This window comes from Serratia sp. MF1(2023) (assembly GCF_030954545.1).
GTDB lineage: Bacteria > Pseudomonadota > Gammaproteobacteria > Enterobacterales > Enterobacteriaceae > Serratia > Serratia sarumanii.
This window is the reverse complement of the sequence record NZ_JAVHUX010000035.1, coordinates 1-25,724: the sequence shown is the minus strand read 5'-3', so window position 1 is coordinate 25,724 and position 25,724 is coordinate 1. Positions and strand designations below refer to the sequence as shown.

29 protein-coding genes are annotated in these 25,724 nt (G+C 61.6%); 10 read left to right on the top strand and 19 right to left on the bottom strand.

What is annotated here, in order from left to right; genetic code table 11:
* Positions 1–25: 25 nt before the first annotated feature.
* From REA38_RS16715 to tusA, 3 genes are all read right to left on the bottom strand, one after another.
* Positions 26–301 carry a type II toxin-antitoxin system RelE/ParE family toxin gene (locus tag REA38_RS16715; protein ID WP_308886265.1) on the bottom strand — a complete coding sequence of 92 codons (276 nt, stop codon included), beginning with the start codon at positions 299–301 and terminating at the stop codon, positions 26–28.
* Positions 301–498 (bottom strand): hypothetical protein, encoded by a 198-nt coding sequence (locus REA38_RS16710; RefSeq protein WP_033649649.1) that lies wholly within the window; start codon positions 496–498, stop codon positions 301–303. The genes REA38_RS16715 and REA38_RS16710 overlap by 1 nt, the downstream gene beginning before the upstream one ends.
* A 61-nt stretch (positions 499–559) precedes the next feature.
* Positions 560–805, bottom strand: coding sequence for a sulfurtransferase TusA (tusA, locus tag REA38_RS16705; protein ID WP_025304890.1), 246 nt, complete (start codon positions 803–805; stop codon positions 560–562).
* 219 nt (positions 806–1,024) lie between these two features.
* Here tusA and REA38_RS16700 point away from each other — a divergent pair, with 219 nt between their 5' ends.
* From REA38_RS16700 to REA38_RS16690, 3 genes are all read left to right on the top strand, one after another.
* A complete protein-coding gene (locus tag REA38_RS16700; protein WP_033636672.1) occupies positions 1,025–1,684 on the top strand; it encodes a 7-cyano-7-deazaguanine/7-aminomethyl-7-deazaguanine transporter in 660 nt (219 codons plus the stop codon).
* 41 nt (positions 1,685–1,725) lie between these two features.
* Positions 1,726–2,160 carry a GNAT family N-acetyltransferase gene (locus tag REA38_RS16695; RefSeq protein ID WP_164105553.1) on the top strand — a complete coding sequence of 145 codons (435 nt, stop codon included), beginning with the start codon at positions 1,726–1,728 and terminating at the stop codon, positions 2,158–2,160.
* Positions 2,161–2,240: 80 nt separating this feature from the next.
* Positions 2,241–2,804 carry a DcrB family lipoprotein gene (locus REA38_RS16690; protein WP_033636670.1) on the top strand — a complete coding sequence of 188 codons (564 nt, stop codon included), beginning with the start codon at positions 2,241–2,243 and terminating at the stop codon, positions 2,802–2,804.
* A 35-nt stretch (positions 2,805–2,839) separates the two neighbouring features.
* Here REA38_RS16690 and glpC read toward each other — a convergent pair whose 3' ends face one another.
* Genes glpC through glpA form a run of 3 tightly spaced genes read right to left on the bottom strand, consistent with a single transcriptional unit; the run spans position 2,840 to position 6,943 of the window.
* Positions 2,840–4,039: an anaerobic glycerol-3-phosphate dehydrogenase subunit GlpC gene (glpC, locus tag REA38_RS16685; RefSeq protein ID WP_033636667.1), complete on the bottom strand. Its 1,200-nt coding sequence runs from the start codon at positions 4,037–4,039 to the stop codon at positions 2,840–2,842.
* On the bottom strand, positions 4,036–5,304 hold the full coding sequence (gene glpB, locus REA38_RS16680) for a glycerol-3-phosphate dehydrogenase subunit GlpB (protein WP_033654017.1): 1,269 nt from the start codon (positions 5,302–5,304) through the stop codon (positions 4,036–4,038). Before glpB ends, glpC begins: the two co-directional genes overlap by 4 nt.
* Complete coding sequence (glpA, locus tag REA38_RS16675) at positions 5,294–6,943, bottom strand: anaerobic glycerol-3-phosphate dehydrogenase subunit A (RefSeq protein ID WP_308886263.1); 1,650 nt, start codon at positions 6,941–6,943, stop codon at positions 5,294–5,296. Before glpA ends, glpB begins: the two co-directional genes overlap by 11 nt.
* A 364-nt stretch (positions 6,944–7,307) precedes the next feature.
* Between glpA and glpT the strand changes: the two genes are divergently transcribed.
* The gene (gene glpT / locus REA38_RS16670) at positions 7,308–8,663 is read left to right on the top strand and encodes a glycerol-3-phosphate transporter (protein ID WP_033636663.1); all 1,356 of its coding nucleotides are present in this window, start codon (positions 7,308–7,310) and stop codon (positions 8,661–8,663) included.
* An 82-nt stretch (positions 8,664–8,745) separates the two neighbouring features.
* Positions 8,746–9,825, top strand: coding sequence for a glycerophosphodiester phosphodiesterase (glpQ, locus tag REA38_RS16665; protein ID WP_033649644.1), 1,080 nt, complete (start codon positions 8,746–8,748; stop codon positions 9,823–9,825).
* A 54-nt stretch (positions 9,826–9,879) separates the two neighbouring features.
* On the opposite strand, the gene yigL is transcribed toward glpQ, so the two are convergent.
* Both yigL and pldB read right to left on the bottom strand, forming a co-directional pair.
* The gene (gene yigL, locus REA38_RS16660) at positions 9,880–10,677 is read right to left on the bottom strand and encodes a sugar/pyridoxal phosphate phosphatase YigL (protein WP_033636660.1); all 798 of its coding nucleotides are present in this window, start codon (positions 10,675–10,677) and stop codon (positions 9,880–9,882) included.
* Positions 10,678–10,681: 4 nt separating this feature from the next.
* Positions 10,682–11,725: a lysophospholipase L2 gene (gene pldB, locus REA38_RS16655; RefSeq protein ID WP_308886262.1), complete on the bottom strand. Its 1,044-nt coding sequence runs from the start codon at positions 11,723–11,725 to the stop codon at positions 10,682–10,684.
* Between the two features lie 148 nt (positions 11,726–11,873).
* Here pldB and rhtB point away from each other — a divergent pair, with 148 nt between their 5' ends.
* Positions 11,874–12,494 (top strand): homoserine/homoserine lactone efflux protein, encoded by a 621-nt coding sequence (gene rhtB / locus REA38_RS16650; RefSeq protein ID WP_025304879.1) that lies wholly within the window; start codon positions 11,874–11,876, stop codon positions 12,492–12,494.
* 47 nt (positions 12,495–12,541) lie between these two features.
* Here rhtB and rhtC read toward each other — a convergent pair whose 3' ends face one another.
* From rhtC to pldA, 3 genes are read right to left on the bottom strand one after another with little or no spacing between them, the layout of a single operon-like run.
* Positions 12,542–13,162: a threonine export protein RhtC gene (gene rhtC / locus REA38_RS16645; RefSeq protein WP_308886261.1), complete on the bottom strand. Its 621-nt coding sequence runs from the start codon at positions 13,160–13,162 to the stop codon at positions 12,542–12,544.
* A gap of 12 nt (positions 13,163–13,174) precedes the next feature.
* Positions 13,175–15,007 (bottom strand): ATP-dependent DNA helicase RecQ, encoded by a 1,833-nt coding sequence (gene recQ, locus REA38_RS16640; protein ID WP_033636658.1) that lies wholly within the window; start codon positions 15,005–15,007, stop codon positions 13,175–13,177.
* 43 nt (positions 15,008–15,050) lie between these two features.
* Complete coding sequence (gene pldA / locus REA38_RS16635; RefSeq protein ID WP_033636657.1) at positions 15,051–15,929, bottom strand: phospholipase A; 879 nt, start codon at positions 15,927–15,929, stop codon at positions 15,051–15,053.
* A gap of 203 nt (positions 15,930–16,132) precedes the next feature.
* Here pldA and REA38_RS16630 point away from each other — a divergent pair, with 203 nt between their 5' ends.
* Positions 16,133–16,603, top strand: a complete 471-nt coding sequence (locus REA38_RS16630) for a thioesterase family protein (RefSeq protein WP_033636656.1) — start codon at positions 16,133–16,135, stop codon at positions 16,601–16,603.
* Between the two features lie 65 nt (positions 16,604–16,668).
* Entirely contained in the window at positions 16,669–17,556 is an 888-nt protein-coding gene (rarD, locus tag REA38_RS16625) for an EamA family transporter RarD (RefSeq protein ID WP_033636655.1), read from the top strand.
* 16 nt (positions 17,557–17,572) lie between these two features.
* Here rarD and corA read toward each other — a convergent pair whose 3' ends face one another.
* Positions 17,573–18,523, bottom strand: coding sequence for a magnesium/cobalt transporter CorA (gene corA, locus REA38_RS16620; RefSeq protein WP_004934262.1), 951 nt, complete (start codon positions 18,521–18,523; stop codon positions 17,573–17,575).
* Between the two features lie 445 nt (positions 18,524–18,968).
* Between corA and REA38_RS16615 the strand changes: the two genes are divergently transcribed.
* A complete protein-coding gene (locus REA38_RS16615; protein ID WP_033636654.1) occupies positions 18,969–19,442 on the top strand; it encodes a WbuC family cupin fold metalloprotein in 474 nt (157 codons plus the stop codon).
* A gap of 45 nt (positions 19,443–19,487) precedes the next feature.
* Here the strand turns inward: REA38_RS16615 and uvrD are convergent, their stop codons facing one another.
* The 6 genes from uvrD to REA38_RS16585 form a co-directional block, all read right to left on the bottom strand.
* Entirely contained in the window at positions 19,488–21,650 is a 2,163-nt protein-coding gene (uvrD, locus tag REA38_RS16610; RefSeq protein ID WP_033649640.1) for a DNA helicase II, read from the bottom strand.
* Positions 21,651–21,728: 78 nt separating this feature from the next.
* On the bottom strand, positions 21,729–22,445 hold the full coding sequence (gene yigB, locus REA38_RS16605) for a 5-amino-6-(5-phospho-D-ribitylamino)uracil phosphatase YigB (RefSeq protein WP_033649639.1): 717 nt from the start codon (positions 22,443–22,445) through the stop codon (positions 21,729–21,731).
* The gene (xerC, locus tag REA38_RS16600; RefSeq protein WP_016929495.1) at positions 22,445–23,356 is read right to left on the bottom strand and encodes a tyrosine recombinase XerC; all 912 of its coding nucleotides are present in this window, start codon (positions 23,354–23,356) and stop codon (positions 22,445–22,447) included. The genes yigB and xerC overlap by 1 nt, the downstream gene beginning before the upstream one ends.
* Positions 23,353–24,066 (bottom strand): DUF484 domain-containing protein, encoded by a 714-nt coding sequence (locus tag REA38_RS16595; protein WP_308886258.1) that lies wholly within the window; start codon positions 24,064–24,066, stop codon positions 23,353–23,355. Before REA38_RS16595 ends, xerC begins: the two co-directional genes overlap by 4 nt.
* Positions 24,063–24,887 (bottom strand): diaminopimelate epimerase, encoded by an 825-nt coding sequence (gene dapF, locus REA38_RS16590; RefSeq protein WP_004934244.1) that lies wholly within the window; start codon positions 24,885–24,887, stop codon positions 24,063–24,065. Before dapF ends, REA38_RS16595 begins: the two co-directional genes overlap by 4 nt.
* Before the next feature lie 71 nt (positions 24,888–24,958).
* Positions 24,959–25,165 (bottom strand): lipoprotein, encoded by a 207-nt coding sequence (locus REA38_RS16585; RefSeq protein WP_004934241.1) that lies wholly within the window; start codon positions 25,163–25,165, stop codon positions 24,959–24,961.
* Between the two features lie 78 nt (positions 25,166–25,243).
* Here REA38_RS16585 and cyaY point away from each other — a divergent pair, with 78 nt between their 5' ends.
* Complete coding sequence (cyaY, locus tag REA38_RS16580) at positions 25,244–25,564, top strand: iron donor protein CyaY (RefSeq protein ID WP_197653124.1); 321 nt, start codon at positions 25,244–25,246, stop codon at positions 25,562–25,564.
* Between the two features lie 53 nt (positions 25,565–25,617).
* Here the strand turns inward: cyaY and REA38_RS16575 are convergent.
* Positions 25,618–25,724 (bottom strand): IS3 family transposase (locus REA38_RS16575; protein ID WP_308886054.1); only part of this gene is annotated, 107 nt, incomplete at its 5' end.

The window sequence follows — 25,724 nt, the reverse complement described above, 5'->3', positions numbered from 1 at the left end:
GGCATTATCGATTGCAGCGGCAGTATTAAGGATATTGTCGGCGCGTATGTAAAACCCGCAACACCCGGATGTGAGTTTCCAGCACCTGGTAAACCAGGAGATAACGGGGATGTAGGGGGATTTCATGCGTGCCGTCCACTCTGCCGCGCCGGAAAATTCGAGGATGTCTGGCGGCGGGAATGACGGCCTCCATGATGAGAACCTTCATTTTTCTGGCCGCCAGAGGGTTATCATTGGCGATGAATCCCACAATCTCCACCAGATCCTGACGTGCGGCTCGAGTCCATTCGATGTTGAGCATTATGCCTGCTTCGCTTTGATCCTGGCTTCTGCAGCAGCGATAACAGCATCCATTTCAGCCATCACGTCATCATGAGGAATGCCGGGCCGCGGCTCATCCATGGCTTCCTGAACTCTTTCAAGAAACCAGCGCTCATAGCCCTGTGTACGTTCCTCATTTTCCATCTTGGCAACCGTAGGCAGTAGTAAAATACTCATCGTTTGTCCCCTTCGAACGCTCCCCGATCGCAGGGAGCTTATCTCACGAGGCGATTAAAAACTATACACCTTTACGTAACAGATAACGGTATGGCGCCTGCTCGGTCTCCTGCGCCACCAGCGTATGCTCCATAAAGCGGCAGAACCCCGGAATATCGCGGGTGGTGGCCGGATCGTCGGCGATAATCAGCAGCGTTTCGCCGTTGTCCATATGGCGCACGGTTTTGCGCACCATCATCACCGGTTCCGGGCAACGCAGGCCCAGCGCGTCGAGCGTCTGGTCTGCCTGGGCAAATAAGTCAGTCATGCAATTTTTCTCGTTCAAAACGATCGGCGAACGCTCGCCGCATCTCATTAGCGCCTAGTTTACGCCGGTAGTTTTTCTGTGCAAGATGCGTTAACGTTTGCGTTAAATTTAACCATTGCATTGGTTGCGCAAACGCGTATCATGCCGCCGCGCAGCGTTTTTTGCTGTTTTGACAAGACACACTGGGTTCCCTCACCCCACTGCTAAAAAGGCTACAATATGTATTCGTTTACCGCACAGCAGCGCTTCACGGCGTTGGTCTGGCTTTCGCTGTTTCATATCGCCATCATTACCTCCAGCAACTACCTGGTGCAGCTGCCGATCACCGTTTTCGGCTTCCATACCACCTGGGGCGCCTTTACCTTCCCGTTTATCTTCCTCGCGACCGATCTGACCGTGCGCATCTTCGGCGCGCCGCTGGCGCGGCGGATTATCCTGGCGGTGATGGTGCCGGCGCTGTTCATCTCCTACGTGATCTCCACCGTCACCTATCAGGGAGAATGGCAGGGCTTCGCGGCGCTGGGCAGTTTTAACCTGTTCGTGGCGCGTATCGCCGTCGCCAGCTTTATGGCCTACGTGCTCGGCCAGATCCTCGACGTTCACGTCTTCAATCGCCTGCGCCAACGCAGCGCCTGGTGGGTGGCGCCGGCGGCGGCGATGTTCTTCGGCAATATCAGCGATACGCTGGCGTTCTTCTTCATCGCCTTCTACAAGAGCAGCGATCCCTTCATGGCCAACAACTGGGTGGAGATCGCGCTGGTGGATTACAGCTTCAAGGTAATGATCTGCCTGCTGTTCTTCCTGCCGATGTACGGCGTGTTGCTGAACATGCTGCTCAAACGCATCGCGGCGCGCAGCGGCAGCCTGCAGCCGGGCTGAGCCGTGTTATTCTGGGCGGCCCTATCCTTTGGAGGCCGCCCATGACCCCAATCGTCCGCACCGCCACGCTCGAAGAAATCCACCGCCTTTACCAGCGCATCCCCGAATTCGGCGGCCTGCATAGCCTGGCCGATCTGCAGCGGCGCATCGGCGGTGCCTCCGCCAGCCTGTTGATCGCCGACATCGACGGCCAGCCGGCCGGTTTCAAACTCGGTTATCAACAGCGGGAAACGGTGTTTTACAGCTGGCTGGGCGGCGTGCTGCCGGCATTTCGTCGCCACGGCGTGGCGCAGGCCTTGTTGGCCGAACAGGAGCGCTGGGCGCGGGCGCAGGGCTATCGCCGGCTGACGGTCAAAACCCGTAACCGGTTCCGCGCCATGCTGACGATGCTGCTCGCCCACCACTATCAGATTGTTCAGCTGGAAAAGAAAGGCGAAGTGGCTGATTATCGGCTATTACTGGAGAAAAACTTGTGACAACATCTGCCTTGCATTTCAGCCTGGAATAGGTTGCGATACGACAGTGAATCCCTACCGGAAAGGAAGAAGGAAGCCCGATGCGTAAAGTAGCGAAATTGATGGGTATCAGCCTGCTGGCGCTTGGCCTCGCGGCCTGCGACGGCGACACCAAAGACACCAAGGCAGCGTCTGACGGCGCGGCGGCCAGCGCGCCGGCCGGGCAGCAGGTCAGCCTGCTGGACGGTAAACTGGCGTTCACCCTGCCGGTCGGCATGGCGGATCAGAGCGGCAAGCTGGGCAACCAGGCCAACAACATGCATGTTTACGCAGACAGCACCGGCCAGCGCGCGGTGATCGTGATCCTGGGCGACAAGACCGCCGACAGCCTGGAGACTCTGGCCAAGCGCCTGGAGAATACCCAGCGCGCGCGTGACGCCAACCTGCAGGTGATCACCAACAAAGCGCTCGACGTCAACGGCGTGCCGCTGCGTCAGCTGGACAGCATCATCACCAGCGGCGGCGAAAAAGCCTATTCCTCCGTCCTGATCGGCTCGCTGAACAACAACATGCTGACCATTCAGGTGACGCTGCCGGCGGACAATCAGCAGCAGGCGCAGGCCGAAGCCGAAGGCATCATCTCCACCCTGAAGCTGAAGCAGTAATCCCACAGAGGGCCGGCTTGCCGGCCCTTTCGTTTTTATGCCAGCGCCTGCGCCAGCAGGGTGATCGGATGCTCACAGTGCTTGCTGGTGGACATTTCTATCTGCCATTTGCAGGTCTCGCAGTCGGTCACCACCAGATCCACTCCGCTCTCTTCGATCTGCCGGAACAGCGGCGCGCCGATGCCTTGCGAAGTGGCGTAGTTCTCCGATTTGAACCCGTAGGTGCCGGCGATGCCGCAGCACTGCGAATCCAGCACCACCAGCTCCAGCCCCGGTATCTGCCGCAGCAGCTCCAGCGTGTAGGCGGTCCAGCCCATCTTCTCCATATGGCAAGGCGTGTGATAAGCCACCCGCAGCGGCGTGCGCTTCAGCGGCAGGCTGCGCCCCTGATTGATCAGGCGATAGAGATAGCGCGTCGCCAGCTCCACCCGGTCGCGCACCGGGGTGGTGTCCACGTCCAGCAGATGAGGATATTCGTCGCGCAGGGTGAAGGTGCAGCTCGATGAGGTCGCCACCACCGGGATGCCGCGCTCCAGCACCGCTTCATGCAGCGACTCGGCGTTAACCCTGGCCTGCTTTTTGGCCTGCTCGATAAACCCGTTGGCGATCAGCGGCACGCCGCAGCATTTCTCGCGCTTCAGCAGCTGCACGCCGATATCCAGCGCGTTGAATACCCGGATCAAATCCTTGCCCAGCTGCGGATGGTTATAGTTGACGAAGCAGCCGTGGAAAAACGCCACCTGCTCGGCATAGCGCCGCTGAGCCTGCGCCTGTTGCCGGTACCAGCGGCGGAAAGTGCCGAACGAGTATTTCGGCAGTTCTCGCCGGTGATCGATCTTCAGCGCCTTGTCCAGCAGCTTGCGCACCGGTTTCAGCCCGGTAGCGGCGTTGACGATCGGCGCGAACGGCGTCGACAGCGAGCCCATGATGTCGGTGTGGCTGAGGATGGCGTCGCGCAGCGTCGGCTTGCTCTGGGCGAAGTCGGCACGGGCGCGCTGAATGATATCGCCGATTTTGACGTCGGACGGGCAGGCCACTTCACAACGTTTGCAGTTGGTGCAGTATTTCAGCGCTTCGTCGTACAGCGCCGGATCTTTCAGCCGCAGCCGCTCGCCGTCCGGCCCCGCCTGTTTTGGCCCCGGATAGAGCGGGTTCACTTTGGCGACCGGGCAATAGGTGGTGCAGACGGTGCATTTGATGCAGCTTTCAAAGCTGTGGTCCTGATGCAGGCTCATGCGTTTTCCTCCGCGGCGATCTGCTGCGCGACGTGCAGCGCACCGATCAATGACACGCCGGCGCCGCAGCCTTGCTGCAGCGGATCGTAGCCGCCGGCAACCGCGCCGATGGCGTACAGATTGTCGAACGGCATGCCCTGCTTCATCGCCCGCAGCCTGCCGTCGGTGCGCACGCCAAATTGCAGATAAGGCTGCGGCGCGAACAGCTCGCGCCGGCTCCAGTCGGCGCGATCCGCGCGGCTGTGTACGTCCAGCCCGAAGATCGGCTCGCGCACCCCGTCGAAATCCGCCACCAGCCCGTTGCTGAAGAAGCTGCCGCTGGCCAACACCACCTGCTGCGCCCGCAGCGGAATATCACCGTGGTTGCGGGTATACAGGCCCGTGACGCGGCCGGCTTCGCACTCGGCGCGCAGCACGCTGTCGCCGGGCATGAAAACGCCGCCCAGCTGTTGAAAACGCCGCCGCAGCGCCTGATGCAAGCGCATGCCGGGCACCGAAGGCGGTAGCGTCGGCAGCAGCCGGATCGGCTTGCCGACCGCATCCTGCAGCACCGCCAGCGACGCGTCGTCCTCCAATCCCAAACAGGCCGGCAGAAAGAGCGCGTCGGCTGCCCCCGCCAACCGCCGCAGTTCCTCGGCCATCGGCGGCAGACTTTCCATCAAATCCAGCACCCGGGCGATGTTTACCGCGCGGAACTCGCTGGGGTTATTGCGCAATCTGTCCAGCGCCGGCATGTGCAGATAGGCCACCTCCGTCTCTACGCCGAGCTCCCGGCTCAGAGAGTCGGCGGCCATCTGCGGCTGGAAGTCGAGGAAGCCTTCGATGCCGATCACCGCAATGCGCCGCCACGGCAGTTGGCCGGTCAGCGGCAGCGTCGGGATCGCCTGCGGGCTGAGCCAGGTGGCGCGACGCGTGCCAAGCGGCGTAATGCGCAGATGGTTGTTGGCGCCCTCGCCCTGCAGGTTCAGCCCGCAGCGCTCCAACAACCGCTGCGCGGCGGCGGACAGCGCCGCCACCCGGCCGGGCCCGATCAGGGCATACGGATGCTGCGGCGCCTGCTGCGCCAGCTGCGGTAGCGCCGCCAGCGGCATTTCGACCGGCGTGCCGTCCGGCAATCTCGCCAGCAGGTCGAGCGAGCCGGAGGAGAAGTAGAGCGCGCTCTGGCCGGAACTGACCACCGCACAGCGCTTGCCCTGTTCGGCCACGGCAATGGCGCAGCTCAGGCCCGCCAGGCCACCGCCAATCACCACTACGTCAAATCGCATCATCCGCCTCCTGCTCCTTGTCGGCCTGGGCCTCAAGCCCGCATAGCCCCTGGTAAACCCAGCTGGTAAATTCACTCTCGCGCAGCGCGTCGCCCCAGGCGATCGGCCGTACGCCTTTCCACCGTTCGTTGAGGAACTGCGACAGCTGCGCGATGGACTGCTGCGACGTGCTGACGTTAAAGCGCGTCAACAGCCCGGCGGCGCGGCAGGCACAGAGTTCGCCCTGGCAGGTGCCCATGCCGACGCGGGTGCGGCGGCGCAGATCCACCAGGTTATTGACGGTCAGCGAGTTGACCGCATAACGCACTTCCCCGGCGGTCACCGCCTCGCATTCGCACACCAGGCTGGTGTCGAGCCGATCGGCCGCCGGCACCTGGCTGGCGCGATCGCCGTGGCGGTAAATTGCCGAGCCGCGAATGCTGGCGGGCAGAGAAACCACGCTGCGCACCGTCTCCTCCGCCGACTGGCGGGAGCCGGGCAACGCATCCTGCGCGGTGGTGCACGGGCGGTTTACGCCAAGCTTTTCGCACACCTTGTCGGTGGCCCACTCCGCCATCAGGCGGTAGGTCATCAGCTTGCCGCCGGTGATGGTGATAAACCCTTCCAGCCCGTCGCGGGCGGCGTGATCGAGCAGCACGATGCCGCGGCTGACGTTGCGCCCGCTGGGGTCGTCGTCGCTGGCCACCAGCGGCCGTACCCCGGCGTAGGCGCGCAGAATGCGGGTCTGCGCCAGGGTGGGCGCCAACAGCGCCCCCTCGCGGATCAGAATGTCCACTTCCTGCGGGGTCACCAGCATGTTGTCAATTTGGTCGTAGTCGATATGGGTCGAGGTGGTGCCGATCAGCGAGATGGTGTCGCCCGGCACCAGGATGTCGGCGTCCGCCGGTTTGCGGCAGCGGTTGATCACCATGTTGTTGATGCGGTGGCCGAGGATCAGCAGCGCCCCCTTGGCCGGGAACATGCGGATGCGCAAATCGGCGTATTCGGCGATCTGCTGGCCCCAGATGCCGGCGGCGTTGACCACCACCGGCGCATGCAGCGCATAGCGCCGCTGATTCTGATGGTCGTAAACGCGCACGCCCGTCACCCGATCGCCGCTGCGCAACAATCCCACCACCTGGTGATAGGTCAGGATCTGCGCGCCATGTTCGCGCGCGTCCAACATGTTGGCGGCGGTCAGCCGGAAGGGATCGACGGTGCCGTCCGGCACGCGCACCGCGCCGATCAGCGCCGGGTTAGCCGCCGGCTCCAGCCGCAGCGCCAGCTGCGGGTCGATCGCTTCGGCGCCGATGTCGGCCTGGCGACAGGCGGCGATAAACTGTTGCTGATAGTCCAGCGAGTCCTGCGGCAGGGTGATGAACAGCCCATCGGTGCGCTCGATGCAGTGGTGGGCGATGCGTTTCAGGATGCGGTTTTCTTCGATGCACTCGCGCGCCGACTCGCCGTCGGTCACCGCATAGCGCGCGCCGCTGTGCAGCAAACCGTGGTTGCGGCCGGTGGCGCCGGTGGCGATGTCGTGGCGCTCCAGCAAAATGCAGCGCAAGCCGCGCCGCGCGCAGTCGCGGGCGATGCCTGCGCCGGTGGCGCCGCCGCCGATGATGATCACATCCGTTTCGCCGCCGTCAAAATAGCTGCTCATGTCGCTCCCTCAGGATCGGTAGTTATGAGCCTATTGAGCCACGGTTATAAGGGTCTTTGTTTGATAAGGAACAAGAACGAACATCAAACGAAATAAAAATGTCCACAAAAAACCATCAATGTGATCATAATCACGATTTTTGGACGTTTTTCTATTTCATAACGTTAACGAATCGCTCAAAATCCGCCGTGGTTTCATAAAAGTGTAACAATTGCGCCATTCGTCACAGCGACACCAGGCGTATTTGACGACAATGGCGCTCGTTATGGAACACAAAAACACCACATTCGATATCCGCTCAATCATCAAATGAACGTAAAAGGTCATATTGATGTGATAACAGATAAAGCCATCGGAGGCGCTCATGTTGAGTATTTTTAAGCCGGCCGCACACATCGCCCGTGTGCCGAGCGATAAGGTAGACCCGCTCTACCGTAAGCTGCGCTGGCAAATTTTCCTGGGGATCTTCTTCGGTTACGCCGCTTACTATCTGGTGCGTAAGAACTTCACCCTGGCCATGCCTTACCTGATCGAACAAGGCTTCAGCCGCGGTGACCTCGGCTTCGCGCTGTCGGGCATTTCCATCGCCTACGGCTTCTCCAAATTCATCATGGGTTCGGTCTCCGACCGTTCCAACCCGCGAGTGTTCCTGCCTGCCGGCCTGATCCTGGCGGCGGCGGTGATGTTGTTCATGGGCTTCGTGCCGTGGGCCACCTCCAGCATCGCCATCATGTTCGTCCTGCTGTTCCTGTGCGGCTGGTTCCAGGGCATGGGTTGGCCGCCGTGCGGCCGCACCATGGTGCACTGGTGGTCGCAGAAAGAACGCGGCGGCATCGTCTCCATCTGGAACTGCGCCCACAACGTGGGTGGCGGCCTGCCGCCGCTGCTGTTCCTGCTGGGTATGGCCTGGTTCAACGACTGGCACGCGGCGCTGTACATGCCGGCCTTCGGCGCCATCCTGGTGGCCCTGATCGCCTTCGGCCTGATGCGCGACACCCCGCAATCCTGCGGCCTGCCGCCGATTGAAGAGTACAAAAACGACTACCCGGACGACTACAGCGAAAAAGACGAAGAAGAGCTGACCGCCAAGCAGATCTTCATGCAGTACATCCTGCCGAACAAGCTGCTGTGGTACATCGCGGTCGCCAACGTGTTCGTCTATCTGCTGCGTTACGGCATTCTGGACTGGTCGCCGACCTACCTGAAAGAAGTGAAGCACTTCGCGCTGGACAAGTCTTCCTGGGCCTACTTCCTGTATGAATACGCCGGTATCCCGGGCACCCTGCTGTGCGGCTGGATGTCGGACAAAGTGTTCAAAGGCAACCGCGGCGCCACCGGCGTGTTCTTCATGACGCTGGTGACCATCGCCACCGTGGTGTTCTGGATGAACCCGCCGGGCAACCCGACCGTGGACATGATCTGTATGCTGGTCATCGGCTTCCTGATCTACGGCCCGGTGATGCTGATCGGCCTGCACGCGCTGGAGCTGGCGCCGAAGAAAGCCGCCGGCACCGCCGCGGGCTTCACCGGCCTGTTCGGCTACCTGGGCGGCTCGGTCGCGGCCAGCGCCATCGTCGGCTACACCGTAGACTTCTTCGGTTGGGACGGCGGCTTCATGGTGATGATCGGCGGCGGCGTGCTGGCGGTTATCCTGCTGCTGCTGACCATGCTGAACGAAAAGAAACACCACGCGGAAATCGCTGCCGGCAAGCGCGGCTAACCGTCACACGACTTTTGCATGATTTAAAGGCCGCCCTGCGGCCTTTTTACTACCCTGCCCCCAACAACAAGGAGAAAACGGAATGCGGACTCAAGTCAAAGCCCTGCTGACAGGGATCATTCTCGCTACCTCAATGGTCAGCGCCGCGCAGGCGGCGGACAAAGTAGTGATCGCCCACCGCGGCGCCAGCGGCTACCTGCCGGAACACACCCTGCCGGCGAAGGCGATGGCCTACGCGCAGGGCGCCGATTACCTCGAACAAGATCTGGTGATGACCAAAGACAACGAGCTGGTGGTGCTGCACGACCATTACCTCGATCGCGTCACCGACGTCGCCGAACGCTTCCCGGATCGCGCGCGCAAGGACGGCCGTTATTACGCCATCGACTTTACGCTGGCGGAGATCAAATCGCTGAAGTTCACCGAAGGCTTTGAAATCGAAAACGGCAAGAAGGTGCAGGGCTACCCTGGCCGCTTCCCGATGGGCAAATCCGACTTCCGCGTACACACCTTCCAGGAAGAGATCGAGTTCGTGCAGGGTCTGAACCATTCGACCGGCAAGAACATCGGCATCTACCCTGAAATCAAGGCGCCGTGGTTCCACAAACAGGAAGGCAAGGACATCTCCAGCAAAGTGCTGGCGGTGCTCAAGCAATACGGCTACACCGGCAAAAACGACAACGTCTACCTGCAGTGCTTCGACGCCAACGAGCTCAAACGCATCAAGAACGAGCTGGAGCCGAAGCTGGGCATGGATCTGAAGCTGGTGCAGCTGATCGCCTATAACGACTGGCAGGAAACCTACGAGCAGAAAGCCGACGGCAAGTGGGTAGAATACGACTACGACTGGATGTTCAAGCCGGGCGCGATGCAGAAAATCGCTCAGTATGCCGACGGCATCGGGCCGGACTACCACATGCTGGTGGTGGCGGATAAATCCAAGCCGGGCCACATCGTGCTGACCGACATGGTGAAAGAAGCGCACGCCAGCAAGCTGGCGGTACATCCGTTCACCATCCGCGCCGATGCGCTGCCGAAGTACGTGACCGACGTGAACCAGCTGTATGACGTGATTTACAACCAGGCCGGCGTCGACGGCGTGTTCACCGACTTCCCGGACAAGGGCGTGCAGTTCCTGCAGAAGCAGGGCCAGCACAAGTAATGCCAAGGGCGCCGCAAGGCGCCCTTGTTATTTCCGAGAAACGCCCGGGTTATGTCAGAGGAACATCTTGCGCAGATAGTGCGGCACCGCGTTATCGACGTTGGAGCCGATCACTTCCAGCTCCGGCAACATATCCTTCAAGCGCTGATGCGCGTCGCGCATGATGCAGCCCTTGCCGGCCATCGACAGCATCTCCAGATCGTTCATGCCGTCGCCGAAGGCGATGCACTCTTGCAGCGTATAGCCGATGATCTTGGCCACTTCTTCCAGCGCATGCCCTTTCGACACGCCGCCCGCCATCACTTCCAGGCAGGTCGGGAACGAGAAGCTGACGTTGACCCGATCGCCCCAGCGCGCGTTGATGGCGTCTTCCACCTGCAGCAGCCGCTCGTGATCTTCGCAGGTGAAGTAAACCTTGCAGACGCCGTCGGTTTCCAGCAGGCCCGGTTCGAACAGCTGATATTTGAACACCGACTCCTGGAAGAATTCTTCCTGCTCCGGGCTTTCGCGGTTGGTAAACCAATCGTCGTTGCGGTAGACGTTGGTGGTGATCTCCGGATCGTCGTGCAGCATGCCGTACAGATCGCGGGCGATATCCTCGTCCAGGTTGTGACTGAAAATCAGCTCGCCGGCGGTGTTGTGCACCCGCGCGCCGTTGGAGGTGATCATAAAGGCGCTGATCTCCAGGCTGTCGCGGATCTGCGCCACGTCGATATGGTGGCGGCCGGTGGCGAATACGAAATGCACGCCGCGCTGGGTCAGCAACTTCAGCGTTTCTTTGGCGTACGGCGACAGGGTATGGTCGGGAGACAGCAGCGTGCCATCTAAATCGGAAGCGACGACGTGATACATAGCGTTATGTTCTAACCTCTGATGGAGTTGTCGGCGGCAGCGCGCCGCCTAAGTGTTGAGCAAAGAAGCGCAGGATTGCGTTCAGTGCTTCGGCGCGCATCGCGTCCCGCTCGAACAGGATCTCATGGCGTGCGCCGTTGATAACCCACGGAAGCCGCCCTTCGCAAGGGCGCCCCGCGTCTGACAGAGCCTGACAAAAAGCCTGGTGCGAACGGTTGTCGACGACTCGTTCTTCACCGGCTTGCAAAAGCAACAGCGGCGTTGTGATCGCCCCGGCCCGAGCGATAATCTGCCGGCCGGCGCGGATGCTCTCCCGCACCCAATGGTAGGTCGGCCCGCCCACCTGCAGCTCGGGGTAATCGGCGTAATAGCGCAGGCTGCGCCGGTAGCGTTCGCGGCTGTGGGTCAACACGTTGACCACATACGGCAGCGGCCGCCACTGGCCGGTGCCCACCGCGTAATAGTCGCGGATCGCCGGGTGGGCCTCCGCCCAGTCGAGAATGCGGTCGGCCAGCCAATCCGGCATCGGCAACTGGATGCCGAACATCGGCGCGCAAAACGCCGCCGCGTCGAACGCCTGCGGCCGGCGCTGCAGGAACTGCGCCAGGATCGCGCCGCCCATCGAATGCGCCAGCGCGAAGCGCTGCCGATAACCGCGCGATTCGACCTCGCGCTGCCAAAGCTGCTCGAAATCGTCCACGTAGTCGGCGAAGTTTACCACATGACCGCGGTGCGTATCCGCCAGTAAACGGCCGGAGCGCCCCTGGCCGCGATGATCGACGATCACCACGTCGTAACCGCAGTGGAACAGATCGTAGGCCACCTCGGGGTATTTCACGTAGCTTTCGATGCGGCCGGGGCTGACCACCACCACCCGCTGATGTCGCGCGGAGCGAAAACGTACAAAGCGGATCGGCACGCCGTCCACGCCGCTGAACTCGCCCTCTTCCCGCAGCCGCCAGAAGTCCAGCAGCGGCCCGGTGGCGAAGGCAGCGAACTGCGTTTCACGCGTTAACCAGTCATCGGAGCTGAGAGTGAACGAGGTCATCGAGAGCGTTTTCCCTGTGGGGCCGGCGGAAAATGTGACCGCTGGCACAAGAAATCATACTAGCGTATTGTGATTCAATTCTTACAAAAAACGGCGCCGCCTCGGCGCATTGTGGCACAAAACGACACTTTCAGGGAGCCGAAGAACCATGACCTTGGACTGGTGGTTAACCTATCTGCTGACCACGCTTATCCTCAGCCTGTCCCCCGGCTCAGGCGCCATCAACACCATGAGCACCGGCATCAGCCACGGCTATCGCGGCGCCGCCGCGTCGATCGCCGGGCTACAGGTCGGGCTGAGCGCGCACATCGTGCTGGTAGGCATCGGCCTCGGTGCGCTGATATCGCAATCGCTGCTGGCGTTCGAGCTGCTGAAATGGCTGGGCGCCGCCTACCTGGTGTGGCTCGGCATCCAGCAATGGCGCGCCGCCGGGGCGCTGGATCTGCATGCGCTGGCGGGCAGCATGCCGCGCCGCCGTCTGTTCCGCCGCGCGGTGCTGGTCAACCTGACCAACCCGAAAAGCATCGTGTTCCTCGCCGCGCTGTTCCCGCAGTTCATTTTGCCCAATCAGCCGCAGGCCGAGCAGTATTTGGTGCTCGGCGTCACCACCGTGGTGGTGGATATTCTGGTGATGATCGGTTACGCCACCCTGGCGACGCGCATCGCCGGCTGGCTGAGAACGCCGCGCCAAATGCAGCTGCTCAACCGAGTATTCGGTTCGCTGTTCATTCTGGTGGCGGGGCTGCTGGCGACCGCCCGCAAGGCCTGAAAAAAAGGCCGGGCATCGCTGCTCGGCCTTGGGCATGTCACTGCCGATCAGCGGGTAAAGATCAGGTGTAACCCGAAGCCGGTGAACAGCACCCCCGCCACCCCGTCGATCCACTTGGCCAACCGCTGGTAGCCGCGGCGCATCGCCGGCAGCGCGAACACCACCGCCACCAGGCTGAACCAGACGAAGGTCTCGGCGACGATCAGCAGGAACAGTCCCCAGCGCGCCCCGGCGCCGACGCTGTCGCCGACGAACAGCGAGAACACGCTGCCGAAATAGATCACCTCCTTCGGGTTGGACAGATTGGTCAGGAAACCGCTAATAAAGCTGCGCCCGGCCTTCGGCAACGCTACTTGGGCCTCCGCCGCCGGCTGCGCTTGCTGCGCCCGCGCGGAACGCAGCAGTTGCCACCCCATCCAGCACAGGTAAATGCCGCCGCCAACCATGATGATCTGATGCAGCCAGGCCATCTTCTGCAGGATCAGATGCAGCCCCATCAACGCCACGCCGGCCCACACCACGATGCCGAGCGAAATGCCGACCACCCCCATCATCGCCTCGCGGCGCGAGCGGCTGGCGGCGGTTTGCGACACGAAAAAGAAGTCCGGCCCCGGGCTCATCAGCGCAATCAGATGCACCAGCGCCACGGTGAGAAACAGCATCAGCATGATTTATTGCCCTCAGTCTTCGTCATTGTCGAGATGGTCGCGGATCATCGCCATAAAGGGCGCGCCGAAACGCTCCAGTTTGCGCTGGCCGACGCCGTTGACGCTCAGCAGATCGCCGGCCTTGATCGGCATCTGTTCGGCCATTTCCAGCAGCGTGGCGTCGTTGAACACCACATACGGCGGAATGTTCTCTTCATCGGCAATCGATTTGCGCAGTTTTCGCAGCTTGGCGAACAGCTTGCGATCGTAATTGCCGCCGTAGGATTTCTGGTTGGCGCTACCGCGCGACTTCAGGCTCTGGATGCGCGGCACCGCCAGCTGCAGCGCCACCTCGCCGCGCAATACCGGGCGCGCCGCCTCGGTCAATTGCAGCGCCGAGTGCATGGCAATGTTCTGGGTGATAAAGCCCAGGTGGATCAGCTGACGCAGCACGCTGGTCCAGTGTTCGGTGGTTTGATCGCGGCCGATGCCGTACACCGGCAGCTTGTCGTGACCGTATTCGCGAATGCGTTGGTTGTTGGAACCGCGCAGCACTTCCACGATGTACCCGAGGCCGAAGCGCTGGCCGACGCGGTACACGCAGGACAGCGCCTTGCGCGCATCCTCCAGCCCGTCGTAGCGCTTGGGCGGATCGAGGCAGATGTCGCAGTTGCCGCAGTTCTCGTGCTTGCCTTCGCCGAAGTAGTTGAGCAGCACCAGACGGCGGCAGGTTTGCGCCTCGGCGAACGCGCCCATGGCGTTCAGCTTGTGGCGTTCGATATCCAGCTGCTGTCCGGCGGGTTTTTCCTCCAGACAGCGGCGCAGCCAGGCCATGTCGGCCGGATCGTACAGCAGGATGGCTTCGGCCGGCAGACCGTCGCGCCCGGCGCGGCCGGTCTCCTGATAATAGGATTCGATATTGCGCGGAATGTCGAAATGCACCACGAAGCGCACGTTGGGTTTGTTGATGCCCATGCCGAAGGCGACGGTGGCCACCACCACCTGCAGATCGTCGCGCTGGAACGCTTCCTGCACCTGCGCACGGCGATCGTTGTCCAGCCCGGCGTGGTAGGCGCCGACGCTCAGCCCGCGGCTCTGCAGACGCGCGGCGGTGTCTTCCACCTTGGCGCGGCTGTTGCAATAGATAATGCCGCTCTTGCCGCGCTGATCCTGCACGAAGCGCCACAGCTGATCGAGCGGCTTGAATTTTTCCACCAGCGTGTAGCGGATGTTCGGCCGGTCGAAGCTGCTGACCTGCACCAGCGGATCCTGCAACGACAGCAGGCGCACGATATCGCCGCGGGTGGACTCGTCGGCGGTGGCGGTCAGCGCGATCACCGGCATCGACGGGAAGCGCTGTTTCAGCTGACCCAGCGCGCGATATTCCGGCCGGAAGTCATGGCCCCACTGCGAAATACAGTGCGCCTCATCCACCGCCAGCATCGCCGGCGGGCAGTGGTCGAGCAGGTTGAGGAAGCTTTCCATCATCAGCCGTTCCGGCGCGATGTACAGCATCTTAATGGTGCCGTTGCGGCAGCCGGCCATGACGTCCAGCTGCTCCTCGCGGGTTTGCGTCGAGTTGTAGCAGGCGGCGGAAACGCCGTAAGCCAACAGTTGGTCGACCTGGTCCTTCATCAGCGAGATCAGCGGGGAAACCACCAGGGTCAGGCCGTCCATCACCAGCGCCGGGATTTGGTAACACAGCGACTTGCCGCCGCCGGTCGGCATCACCACCAGGCAATCCTGCCCGCCGATCGCGGCGTTGATAATCGTTTGTTGGCCCGGACGGAATTGCTGGTAGCCGAAGGTATCGCGCAATACCTGCTCGGCCAGCAACTCTCTGTTAATCACTGCTGCGGTTGACACACACTTCCCCATTTTTTCATCGGTACACACCCACCGGGTATGATTACATAATATCGTTCAGCATGACACCAACGCCCACCCGTGTCTGCCGGAAGTTGTAGTCGATCAGCGATTCGCCGTAGCCGCTGAACACCTGGGTATAGAATCGCACGTTGCGGGTGATCGGATAGCTCCAGCCCAGTTCCGCGCCGCCGTAGCCGCTGTTCCAGTTGTAGTGGCTGTCGACGCTGAACACGCTGTCGCCCCAGGCGTAACCGACCTTCAGCCGGTAGTATCCCATGTATTTGGTGATGTCCGGGTTGTCGTCGTTGCTCGAGCTCTCCGAGAAGCGGAACCAGGGCTTGAGATCCACCTGCCAGTTGCCGTTTTGCGCCATCAGCCGCGCATAGCCACGATTCCAGCTGCGCGACGTCGGGTCCGAGCGGCCGTTGGATTGATGGTTAACGCCGATTTCAACATCGCGCAGCGTCCAACCGGCAAAGCGGTAATCGGTCGCCCACCCCACGAACAGCTGCGGCTCGTAGTTGGTCTCGCGGAACGGCGAAGACTCGCCGCGGTTGGACAATTGCCACCAGGAGCGCTGAGTATAAGACGCGCCGAGCACCGAGTTGTCGCCGGCAATGCCCCGCCACAGCGGAAACGCCAGGCTAAGCTGGTATTTCACCTCGTCCTTGCGCGCCTTGTCGGCCCAGTTGTATGTCTTGATGGCCTCTTGGTTGATATCGCTGGTGTCGGTATACAGCAGGTAATTGGGATCGTAAGGGTACAGCGTGAACGGATTATCGTGCTCCTGCAGCAGGTTGGCGATAATGCTGCCGCGCACCGCCGGCTTATCGTGAATCTGCTGCTCTTTGGCTTCCTCAGCCAATGCCAGCGCCGGCATCAGCAGCGTGGCGGAAACGATCCCTGACAAAATGCGCATAACCTCTCCTCACTCCAACGAAAAAGGGCAATCCCGGAAAAAATCAGGCCATTTTACACACAAAGGAGGCTTTACCGCAGCGCAGGCCGGTTTTATTGGAATAGTCTGGAAAGCAACAATGGTTAAGCATAAAATCAACATTCCATTAACCTGGACTGACCAGTTAGCTCCCTTAAAACGCAAAAGAAAAACGGAAACCCGCTATGTCGACCACACCACTGACCCTGGAAGCCGCCCGCCGCAAGATCGGCGAAATCTTTGTCTACCACATGCCGTTCAACCGCGAGCTTGGCCTGGAGCTGCGCCGCTTCGACGATGATTACGTCGAGCTGAGCTTCACCAACCAGCGCAAGCTGGTGGGCAACGCCGCACAGGAAATTCTGCACGGCGGCGTGATCGCCGCGGTGCTCGACGTCGCCGCCGGGCTGGCCTGCGCCGGCGGGGTGCTGACGCGCATGGAGCCGCTGATCGAAGAAGAGATCGCCGCCAAACTGTCGCGCATGGGCACCATCGATCTGCGCGTCGACTACCTGCGCCCCGGCCGCGGCGAACACTTCGTCGCCTCCGCCAGCGTGCTGCGCAGCGGCAATAAGGTCGCCGTCGCGCGCGTAGAACTGCATAACCACGACGGCCTGCATATCGCGACCGCGACCGCCACCTATCTGGTCGGCTGATGATTGTGTGCGGTGGGCGTCTTCAGTACACTCACCGCATCTTACGTTCCCCACCGAGTGACGTCATGGACGCAAAGCAAACGCGTCAGGGCATTTTCTTCGCCCTGGCCGCCTATTTTATGTGGGGCATCGCCCCGGCCTATTTCAAACTGATTCAGCAAGTATCCGCGGACGAGATCCTTACCCACCGGATCATCTGGTCGTTTTTCTTCATGCTGGCGCTGATCACGCTGGGCCGCAACTGGCCGAAAGTGCGCGCCGCCTGCCAAAATCGCAAACGGCTGCTGCTGCTGGCGGTCACCGCGCTGTTGATCGGCGGCAACTGGCTGCTGTTCATCTGGGCGGTGAACAACCACCATATGCTGGAAGCCAGCCTGGGCTACTTCATCAACCCGCTGGTTAACGTGCTGTTGGGGATGCTGTTTCTCGGCGAGCGCTTTCGCCGCATGCAGTGGGTGGCGGTGGCGCTGGCGTTCACCGGGGTGCTGGTGCAGCTCTGGCAGTTCGGTTCGTTGCCGATCATCGGTCTGGGGCTGGCGTTCAGCTTCGCCTTCTACGGCCTGCTGCGCAAGAAAATCGCCATCGACGCCCAGACCGGCATGCTGATCGAAACGCTGTGGCTGCTGCCGGTGGCGGCGGCCTATCTGTTCCTGTTCGCCGACAGCCCCACCAGCCACCTGAGCGCCAACCCGTGGTCGCTGAACCTGCTGCTGGTCGCCGCCGGCATCGTCACCACCGTGCCGCTGCTGTGCTTCACCGCGGCGGCCACCCGGCTGCGCCTGTCGACGCTCGGTTTCTTCCAGTATCTCGGCCCGACGCTGATGTTCCTGCTGGCGATCACCTTCTACGGCGAAACCGTCGGCCAGGACAAACTGGTGACCTTCGGCTTTATCTGGGCGGCGCTGATCCTGTTCACCCTCGACGCGCTCTACACCCAACGCAAGCTGCGCTGAGCCCGGCGCCGCCGGGTTACAGCCAGTTCTTGCGCTTGAAGTACAGGTAAGGGGCCAGACCGGCCAGGATCATCAAGGTGATGGCGCCCGGGTAGCCGAACGACCATTTCAGCTCCGGCATGAATTCGAAGTTCATGCCGTAGCTGGAGGCCACCAGCGTCGGCGGCAGGAACACCACCGACACCACCGAGAAGATCTTGATGATGCGGTTCTGTTCGATGTTGATGAAGCCCATCGCCGCCTGCATCAGGAAGTTCACCTTCTGGAACAGCGATTCGTTGTGCGGCAGCAGGGATTCGATGTCGCGCAGCACTTCACGCGCCTGCTCCAGCTGGCCGGTCGGCAAACGCGCCTTGCGCACCAGGAAGTTGAGCGCGCGCTGGGTATCCATCAGACACAAACGCACCTTCCAGCCGATATCTTCCAGCTCCGCCAGCGTCGATAGCGCGGCGTCGTATTCATCGCCCTGATGCCCTTCCATGATCACCCGGCTGAGCTGTTCCAGATCGCTGTAGATGTTCTCTATCTCGTCCGCCAGCTGTTCAATCTTGGTTTCGAACAGATCCAGCAGCAGTTCGTAGGCGTTGCCTTCGAGCATGGTCTGGTTGCGGGCGCGCATGCGGTACAGGCGAAACGCCGGCAGTTCACGCTCGCGCAGGGTATACAGGCGGCCGTCGCGGATGGTGAACGCCACCGTGGAGTTGCCGGCGTGATCTTCCGCATCTTCAAAGTAGAAGAAGGAGTGGATATGCAGACCGTCTTCATCTTCGAAGAAACGGGCGGAGGCTTCGATGTCGTCCAGTTCGGGACGCGTCGCCAGGCTTTGTCCCAGCTCATTCTGCACGCGCTCACGCTCGCCCTCTTCCGGCTCGACCAGATCAACCCACAGCGATGACGTGAGATCATCCGAGTCGTCCAGCTCCAGACGGGACAAGCGGCGGTTATCTAATTTAAAAGCGCTCAGCATGTGCCAAAACTCCGTGAAGGTAACGGGTGCGGACAACGCGTTGAAGCACAGAAACAGAGGGGATGCGTATCACCGATTTGTTTCAGACCATGAAGAGATCTGACTCATAGCGACGCTTTGCGGGGTCGCCGACAACCACGAAGGCTATCAGCAAAAACGGAGAGCCTTAGAAGTTATACCTGCGGCGCAGGTCAGTGAGCCAGTATCTACTGGGTGTGTCCAAGGCGTCTGTCCTCAATGATAATAGTGCGCGCATGTTACGCCGAGAAGAAAAAGCCTGTCAACACGTTAGGCGGGATAATTGCGCAACAAATCATCACGATGTTCAATGGCAAAAATGGCGCCTAAACCGTACTGAAAAAGTCGCGGCGATCGCTTACCGCCACCAAGAATGTTGCTAAGATGACATCACCCTAATGGTACGACAAGCATGCGGATTTAAACGATGAAACAGATTACCGCCCATGAACTGACCGCGATGAGCGAACAGGCCGCCAGCGTGCCCCGCCTGCGCGCGCACCGCACCTTACACGAAGAGTTGAGCGACCCGGTGCAACGCCTGGCGATCGCCATGGAACCCGGCACCTATATCCGCCCGCACCGTCACCCGCAAACCTGGGAACTGCTGACGCCGCTGCGCGGCCGTTTTGTCGTCTTGCAGTTCAACGATGACGGCGTCGTGACGCAGCGCACCCTGCTCGGCGAAGAAACCAAAGTGCTGGAGATGCCGGCATTTACCTGGCATGCGGTGTTGTCGGTCGATGCCGGCGGCGTGGTGTTCGAAGTAAAGCAGGGCCCGTATCAGGCGTTGACCGAAGAGGACTGCATGCCGTGGGCACCGCAGGAAGGCGGTGAAGGCACCGAAGCGGTGATGCGCTGGTATGCCACCGCGCAGGTCGGCGATCGCTACCCTCACTGATCCTGAACGATTGCAGGGGCTGCCCCTGCAACGCGCCCCTCTCTTTTATACCGTTTCCAGGCGAGCGTAGGCCGCCACCAGCCACTTGATGCCCTCGCCCGGGAAGGCGATCTGCAGCCGGCTGTGCTCGCCGCTGCCCTCCAGATTGACGATGGTGCCTTCACCAAACTTGGGATGGCGCACGCGCTGGCCCAGCTTGTAGCCGGTATCGTTCTCGCTGATCGGCGTGCCCATGCGGCGGTGATTGACCGGGCGCGATACGCTGGCGCGCAGGCGCACTTCTTCCACGCACTCTTCCGGCAGTTCGCCGATAAAGCGCGACGGCCGGTGGTAAACCTCTTTGCCATACAGACGGCGCGTTTCGGCATAGGTCAGCGTCAGCTTCTGCATGGCGCGCGTTACGCCCACATAGGCCAGGCGGCGCTCCTCCTCCAGACGGCCGCCTTCATCCAGCGACATCTGGCTCGGGAACATGCCCTCTTCCATGCCGACGATAAACACCAGCGGGAACTCCAGCCCCTTGGCGGAGTGCAGGGTCATCAGCTGCACCGCGTCCTGATAGGCGTCGGCCTGGCCTTCGCCCGCTTCCAGCGCCGCATGCGACAGGAACGCCTGCAGCGGCATCAGATCCTGATCTTCGTCCTGATAGCTGAACTGGCGCGTCGCCGTCACCAATTCCTCAAGGTTTTCGATGCGCGCCTGCCCCTTTTCGCCTTTCTCCTGCTCATACATGATGAACAGCCCGGAATCGCGGATCACCCGGTCGGTCTGCACGTGCAGCGGCATGTCGGCGGTTTCGTGCGCCAGCGACTCCACCAGTTCGATAAAGCGCTGCAGCGCCGACGCGGCGCGGCCGGCCAACACCTTGTCCTGCATCAGCTCACGCGTCGCCTGCCACAGCGTCAGCTGGCGATCGCGCGCCGCCTGGCGCACCACGTCGAGGGTGCGATCGCCGATGCCGCGCGTCGGGGTGTTGACCACGCGCTCGAAGGCTGCGTCGTCGTTGCGGTTGGAAATGAGGCGCAGGTAAGCCAGCGCATCCTTGATTTCCTGGCGTTCGAAGAAGCGCTGGCCGCCGTAGATGCGGTACGGCATCGCCGTCTGCAGCAGCGCCTCTTCCAGCACGCGCGACTGGGCGTTGCTGCGGTACAGGATGGCGCAGTCGTTCAGCGCCCCGCCGTTGTCCTGCCAGGTCTTGATGCGGTTGACCACGAAGCGCGCTTCGTCGAGTTCGTTGAAGGCGCAGTAGATGGAGATCGGTTCGCCTTCGCCGCCTTCGGTCCACAGGTTTTTGCCCATGCGCCCGTCGTTGTTGGCGATCAGGGTGTTGGCCGCTTTCAGGATGTTGCTGGTGGAACGGTAGTTCTGCTCCAGGCGGATGGTTTCCGCGCCGGGGAAATCTTTCAGGAAGCGCTGGATGTTTTCCACCTGCGCGCCGCGCCAGCCGTAGATCGACTGGTCATCGTCGCCGACGATCATCACGTTGCTGTTGCCGCCCGCCAGCAAACGGATCCAGGCGTACTGGATACTGTTGGTATCCTGGAATTCGTCCACCAGCACGTTGGTGAAACGTTCGCGGTAGTGGTTGAGGATATGCGGCTTGTTCAGCCACAGCTCGTGCGCGCGCAGCAGCAGCTCGGCGAAATCCACCAGCCCCGCGCGATCGCAGGCTTCCTGATAGGCCTGGTAGATGCGCAGCCAGGTGGCTTCTACCGGGTTGTTGTAGGTCTCGACGTGCTGCGGGCGCAGGCCCTCGTCTTTCTTGCCGTTGATGTACCACATCGCCTGACGCGGCGGCCACTGCTTCTCGTCGACGTTCAGCGCCTTGATGATGCGCTTGAGCAGCCGCAGCTGGTCGTCGCTGTCGAGGATCTGGAAATCCTGCGGCAGGTTGGCTTCCAGGTGGTGGGCGCGCAACAGACGGTGCGCCAGGCCGTGGAAGGTGCCGATCCACATGCCGCCCTGGCTGGTGCCGATCAGATGTTCGATACGGTGGCGCATTTCCGCCGCCGCCTTGTTGGTGAAGGTCACCGCCATGATCGAATACGGCGAGCAGTTCTCCACCGACAGCAGCCAGGCGATGCGATGCACCAGCACCCGCGTCTTGCCGCTGCCCGCTCCGGCCAGAACCAACAGGTTGCTGCGCGGCGCCGCCACGGCTTCACGTTGTTTTTCATTCAGGCTGTCGAGCAGATCGGAGACGTCCATAGGCACCACTAATGGTTAAGGGAAAACCCGCCGCTGACGGGTTTTTCACTGGAAATTTATACAGAGTTCTGGCAGGGATTATAACAATGCTGTCAGCGATGCCAACTGCGAAATCTCAATATGCGGCAGCAGGCGGCTGTCGGCGGCCTGCATCAGGCAGCGTTGCCGATCGTTGATCCAACAGGCCTGCAGCCCCGCGCGCAGCGCGCCGGCGACGTCGGTGGTCAGATCGTCGCCCACGTGCAGGATCTGCTCGGGCGCCACGCCCAGCCGCTCGACGGCCAGGTGATACATGTCCTGATACGGCTTGGCGCGCCCGTCCGGCCCGGAGCGCAACACGAACTGGAAATAACCGTCCAGGCCGCACTGCGCCGGATCGGCGTTGCCGTTGGTGATCGCCACCAGCGGGTAGCGCGCGGCCAGCGCCTTCAGCGTGGCGTGGGTCGCTTGCGGCACCTCGATGCGGCTGCGCCACAGCGCGAAGTTTTGCATCGCCGCATCGGCCCCGATCGCCGCGTCGGCATCGCGCAGCCCCTGCCGGCTCAGCGCCAGATGAATGGCGCGCCAGCGCCACTGGGTGACGTCGTGGTAGATCTCCGGATCCTGTTCGCGCAGCTCCTGGCGCAGGCGGTGGAAATCCGCCGACTGGAAGCTGTTCAGACCGGGATGGTAGCTCTGCAGGAAGGCCACCGACTGTTGTTCGGTTTGCCGGATCACCGGGCGATTGTCATACAGCGTGTCGTCCAGATCGAAAGTCAGCGCCGCCAGCGGGCGCAGCGGGCGATAAAAATGCATCAGGATTTCCCCCGTTTGGCGCGCGGATGCGCGGCATCGTACACGTTCGCCAGATGTTGAAAGTCGAGGTGGGTATAAATTTGCGTGGTGGTCAGGTTGGCGTGGCCGAGCAGCTCCTGCACCGCGCGCAGATCGCCGCTGGACTCCAGCATGTGAGTGGCGAAGGAGTGACGCAGCTTGTGCGGGTGAATATGGCTGTTGACGCCCTGTTTCACGCCCCATTCGGCGAAGCGCTTTTGCACGTTGCGCGTCGAGATGCGCCGCCCCTGATTGGACAGGAACATCGCGTCATCTTCCGGCCCGAACAGATCGCGCATCGCCAGCCAGTGTTCCAGCCAGGTGACGGCGGTGCGCCCGATCGGCAATTTGCGCTCTTTGCTGCCTTTCCCCATCACCCACACCTCGCCGGCCGCCATATCGACATGGCGGCAATCCAGCCCCACCAGTTCGGAGAGGCGCAGGCCAGCGCCGTACATCACCTCCAGCATGGCGCGATCGCGCACCGCCAGCGGATCGTTGAGATCGATCTCCAGCAGCTGGTTCATTTCATCGACGTCGATGTTTTTCGGCAGATGGCGGCCGCTGCGCGGCGTGCGGATGCCTTTGGCGGGGTTGGCGTGCAATACGCCCTGGCTGACCAGCCAGTCGAGGAAACTGCGCAACGAAGAGAGCCGCAGCGCCAGGCTGGCGGACTGCAGGCCGGCGCGTTTGCTGCGCGCCGCCAGCATGCGCACCCGGGCGGCGTCCAGCGCCGCCCAGTCGGTGACGCCGATCTCCTGCGCCAGGCGCATCAGCGCCGCCAGCTGGCGCGAATAGCTAAGCTGCGTCAGCGGGCTGAGTTGCCGTTCTACCTTGAGATAACGCAGAAAAGCGTCCACCGGCTGCTGCAGGCTGGGCGCAATCGGCGTCATGCGCGTTCGACCCAGCGTTCCAGCAGCGCCGGCAGCATGTGCGCCAGTTGATTGAGCATCACCGTGCCCATGCCCTGCTGATAGTGTTGCGTATCGCGGCTGCTGAAGATCACCATGCCCAGTTCGCCATCGTCGCCCAGCATCGACAGCGCCACCGAGCCAATCTGGCCAATCTGTTTGGCCTGCGGCAACAGCAGCAGCAGTTCGGGGCCGTTCAGGCCGCCGAGGTAATGTTGTTCGCTACCCAGCCGCTGAATGCGAAACGGCTCGAACGCCGAACGCGTCAGCGCCAGGTGGGTAAAGTCGGAAGGCGCGCCGATCTTCCAGCGCTCGGCGAACAGGCGCACCGTGGCGCCGGCCAAACCAAAGCCGCGCGCCCAGCGCTGCAGCCGGTTGAGCATGTCCTGCAGGCTGTCGGCGGTGGCCAGATCGGCCTGCAGGTGCAACAACCGGGCGAACAGCCCTTCGTTGGCGCTGGCCTGCTCCATCAGCAGCGTGATCTCTTCTTCCAGCCGTTCGATGTGATTGCGCTGGCGGGCCAGATGCCATTCCACCAGCGAAACGGTGCCGCGCACCGGGTGCGGCACGCGCATCTGCTCAACCTGGCGCGCGTTGCGAATAAAGAAATCCGGGTTCTGCAGCAGGTACTGCATCACGGTGTCGTCATCCAGCGCCAGGCCGGCGACGCTCTGTTCTTCTACGCTTTTCATAGATGAATAAATCCGTCATAGACATGGGTTGCCGGGCCGGTCATAAACAGCGGGTTGCCCGGCCCTTTCCAGCGAATATGCAGGCTGCCGCCCGGCAGTTCTACATGCACCTCTTCTGACAGCAATTCCTGTTGGATCCCCACCGCCACCGCCGCACAGGCACCGCTGCCGCAGGCCTGCGTTTCGCCGGCGCCGCGCTCGTAAACGCGCAGCTTGATATGATCGCGGCTGACCACCTGCATAAAACCGATGTTGGCTCGTTCCGGGAAGCGCTCATGCCCTTCCAGCACCGGCCCGAGCAGCTCCACCTTGGCGGTTTTTACATCGTCCACCTGCAAAACACAATGCGGGTTGCCCATCGACACCACGCCGCACAGCACGGTGTGTTCCGCCGCGCGCATGATGTAGGTCTTTTCCGCCTTGGCGGCGCGGAACGGCACCGCCTGCGGATCGAAATTAGGCTCGCCCATGTTGACGCACACCAGATCGTCGTCGGTGACGCTGAGCACCATGCGCCCGGTTTGGGTGCTGACACGGATGTCGCGTTTGTTGGTCAGCCCTTTCAGCCGCACAAAGCGCGCGAAGCAGCGCGCGCCGTTGCCGCACTGCGCCACTTCGCTGCCGTCGGCGTTGAAAATTCGGTAGTGAAAATCCAGCTCGGGATCGTAAGGCGGTTCTACCACCAGCATCTGGTCAAAGCCGACGCCCAGGTGCCGATCGGCCAGCCGGCGGATCAGCTCAGGTGAAAAATAGACATTCTGTGTAACGGCATCGACCACCATAAAGTCGTTGCCCAGACCGTGCATTTTGGAGAACTGCATATCATACTCCGCTATCTGGACGCGCTATCCGTCTTGATTTTACGGCGGCGCTCGCCACCGTAAACAGTGTGTTACTGGTCGACCATCGACGGTTTTTGCTGAGAGCCAGACTGCTCCTGCTGGTTCTTTTGCACCTGATCGCCCGTTTGCACCGGCGGCTTGGCCGGTTTTTGGCTGGCGGGGTCGGCAGGCGGGAAGTAAAGCGGGCCTTTCAGACCACAGCCGGCGAGGCCGGTAACCAGAACGGCCATCAGCGCATAGCGTAGTTGTTTTTTCATTTGCATTAATGCCTGTAATTCATGCGTCCAAGGTCTCTATAATCGCAGGTGGATCATGAAAAGCAATAGGAATTGAATATGAACGACAGCGAGTTTCACCAGTTGGCCGACCAGCTGATGCTGAATATTGAAGAGACACTGGACGATTTTGACGGCGATGCGGACATCGATTACGAAACCAATGGCGGCGTAATGACGCTGAGCTTCGAAAACGGCACCAAAATCGTCATCAACCGCCAGGAGCCGCTGCACCAGGTGTGGCTCGCCACCAAGGCCGGCGGCTACCACTTCAACTACCGCGACGGCGCTTGGTTATGCGATCGCAGCGGGCAGCCGTTTTATCAGCTGCTCAGCGAAGCGGCCAGCGCGCAGGCCGGCGAGGAATTGCAGTTTTCCTGAGGCAATGCAGGGCTCGGCAATGAACTGACCCCCAGAAGTTGGACGATGTAAATTCAGGCGGCCTTCATGGCCTGGGTTCGATACTCTACCGGACTCAGGCCTTTTAGTTTCTCTCTGAGGCGGCTGTGGTTATAGTAATCAATGTAGTTCTCTATTTCTT

Coding starts and splice junctions, on each gene's coding strand:
- REA38_RS16715 (WP_308886265.1), bottom strand. CDS start 301: ATGCTCAACATCGAATGGACTCGAGCCGCACGTCAGGATCTGGTGGAG.
- REA38_RS16710 (WP_033649649.1), bottom strand. CDS start 498: ATGAGTATTTTACTACTGCCTACGGTTGCCAAGATGGAAAATGAGGAA.
- tusA (WP_025304890.1), bottom strand. CDS start 805: ATGACTGACTTATTTGCCCAGGCAGACCAGACGCTCGACGCGCTGGGC.
- REA38_RS16700 (WP_033636672.1), top strand. CDS start 1,025: ATGTATTCGTTTACCGCACAGCAGCGCTTCACGGCGTTGGTCTGGCTT.
- REA38_RS16695 (WP_164105553.1), top strand. CDS start 1,726: ATGACCCCAATCGTCCGCACCGCCACGCTCGAAGAAATCCACCGCCTT.
- REA38_RS16690 (WP_033636670.1), top strand. CDS start 2,241: ATGCGTAAAGTAGCGAAATTGATGGGTATCAGCCTGCTGGCGCTTGGC.
- glpC (WP_033636667.1), bottom strand. CDS start 4,039: ATGAGCCTGCATCAGGACCACAGCTTTGAAAGCTGCATCAAATGCACC.
- glpB (WP_033654017.1), bottom strand. CDS start 5,304: ATGCGATTTGACGTAGTGGTGATTGGCGGTGGCCTGGCGGGCCTGAGC.
- glpA (WP_308886263.1), bottom strand. CDS start 6,943: ATGAGCAGCTATTTTGACGGCGGCGAAACGGATGTGATCATCATCGGC.
- glpT (WP_033636663.1), top strand. CDS start 7,308: ATGTTGAGTATTTTTAAGCCGGCCGCACACATCGCCCGTGTGCCGAGC.
- glpQ (WP_033649644.1), top strand. CDS start 8,746: ATGCGGACTCAAGTCAAAGCCCTGCTGACAGGGATCATTCTCGCTACC.
- yigL (WP_033636660.1), bottom strand. CDS start 10,677: ATGTATCACGTCGTCGCTTCCGATTTAGATGGCACGCTGCTGTCTCCC.
- pldB (WP_308886262.1), bottom strand. CDS start 11,725: ATGACCTCGTTCACTCTCAGCTCCGATGACTGGTTAACGCGTGAAACG.
- rhtB (WP_025304879.1), top strand. CDS start 11,874: ATGACCTTGGACTGGTGGTTAACCTATCTGCTGACCACGCTTATCCTC.
- rhtC (WP_308886261.1), bottom strand. CDS start 13,162: ATGCTGATGCTGTTTCTCACCGTGGCGCTGGTGCATCTGATTGCGCTG.
- pldA (WP_033636657.1), bottom strand. CDS start 15,929: ATGCGCATTTTGTCAGGGATCGTTTCCGCCACGCTGCTGATGCCGGCG.
- REA38_RS16630 (WP_033636656.1), top strand. CDS start 16,133: ATGTCGACCACACCACTGACCCTGGAAGCCGCCCGCCGCAAGATCGGC.
- rarD (WP_033636655.1), top strand. CDS start 16,669: ATGGACGCAAAGCAAACGCGTCAGGGCATTTTCTTCGCCCTGGCCGCC.
- corA (WP_004934262.1), bottom strand. CDS start 18,523: ATGCTGAGCGCTTTTAAATTAGATAACCGCCGCTTGTCCCGTCTGGAG.
- REA38_RS16615 (WP_033636654.1), top strand. CDS start 18,969: ATGAAACAGATTACCGCCCATGAACTGACCGCGATGAGCGAACAGGCC.
- uvrD (WP_033649640.1), bottom strand. CDS start 21,650: ATGGACGTCTCCGATCTGCTCGACAGCCTGAATGAAAAACAACGTGAA.
- yigB (WP_033649639.1), bottom strand. CDS start 22,445: ATGCATTTTTATCGCCCGCTGCGCCCGCTGGCGGCGCTGACTTTCGAT.
- xerC (WP_016929495.1), bottom strand. CDS start 23,356: ATGACGCCGATTGCGCCCAGCCTGCAGCAGCCGGTGGACGCTTTTCTG.
- REA38_RS16595 (WP_308886258.1), bottom strand. CDS start 24,066: ATGAAAAGCGTAGAAGAACAGAGCGTCGCCGGCCTGGCGCTGGATGAC.
- dapF (WP_004934244.1), bottom strand. CDS start 24,887: ATGCAGTTCTCCAAAATGCACGGTCTGGGCAACGACTTTATGGTGGTC.
- REA38_RS16585 (WP_004934241.1), bottom strand. CDS start 25,165: ATGAAAAAACAACTACGCTATGCGCTGATGGCCGTTCTGGTTACCGGC.
- cyaY (WP_197653124.1), top strand. CDS start 25,244: ATGAACGACAGCGAGTTTCACCAGTTGGCCGACCAGCTGATGCTGAAT.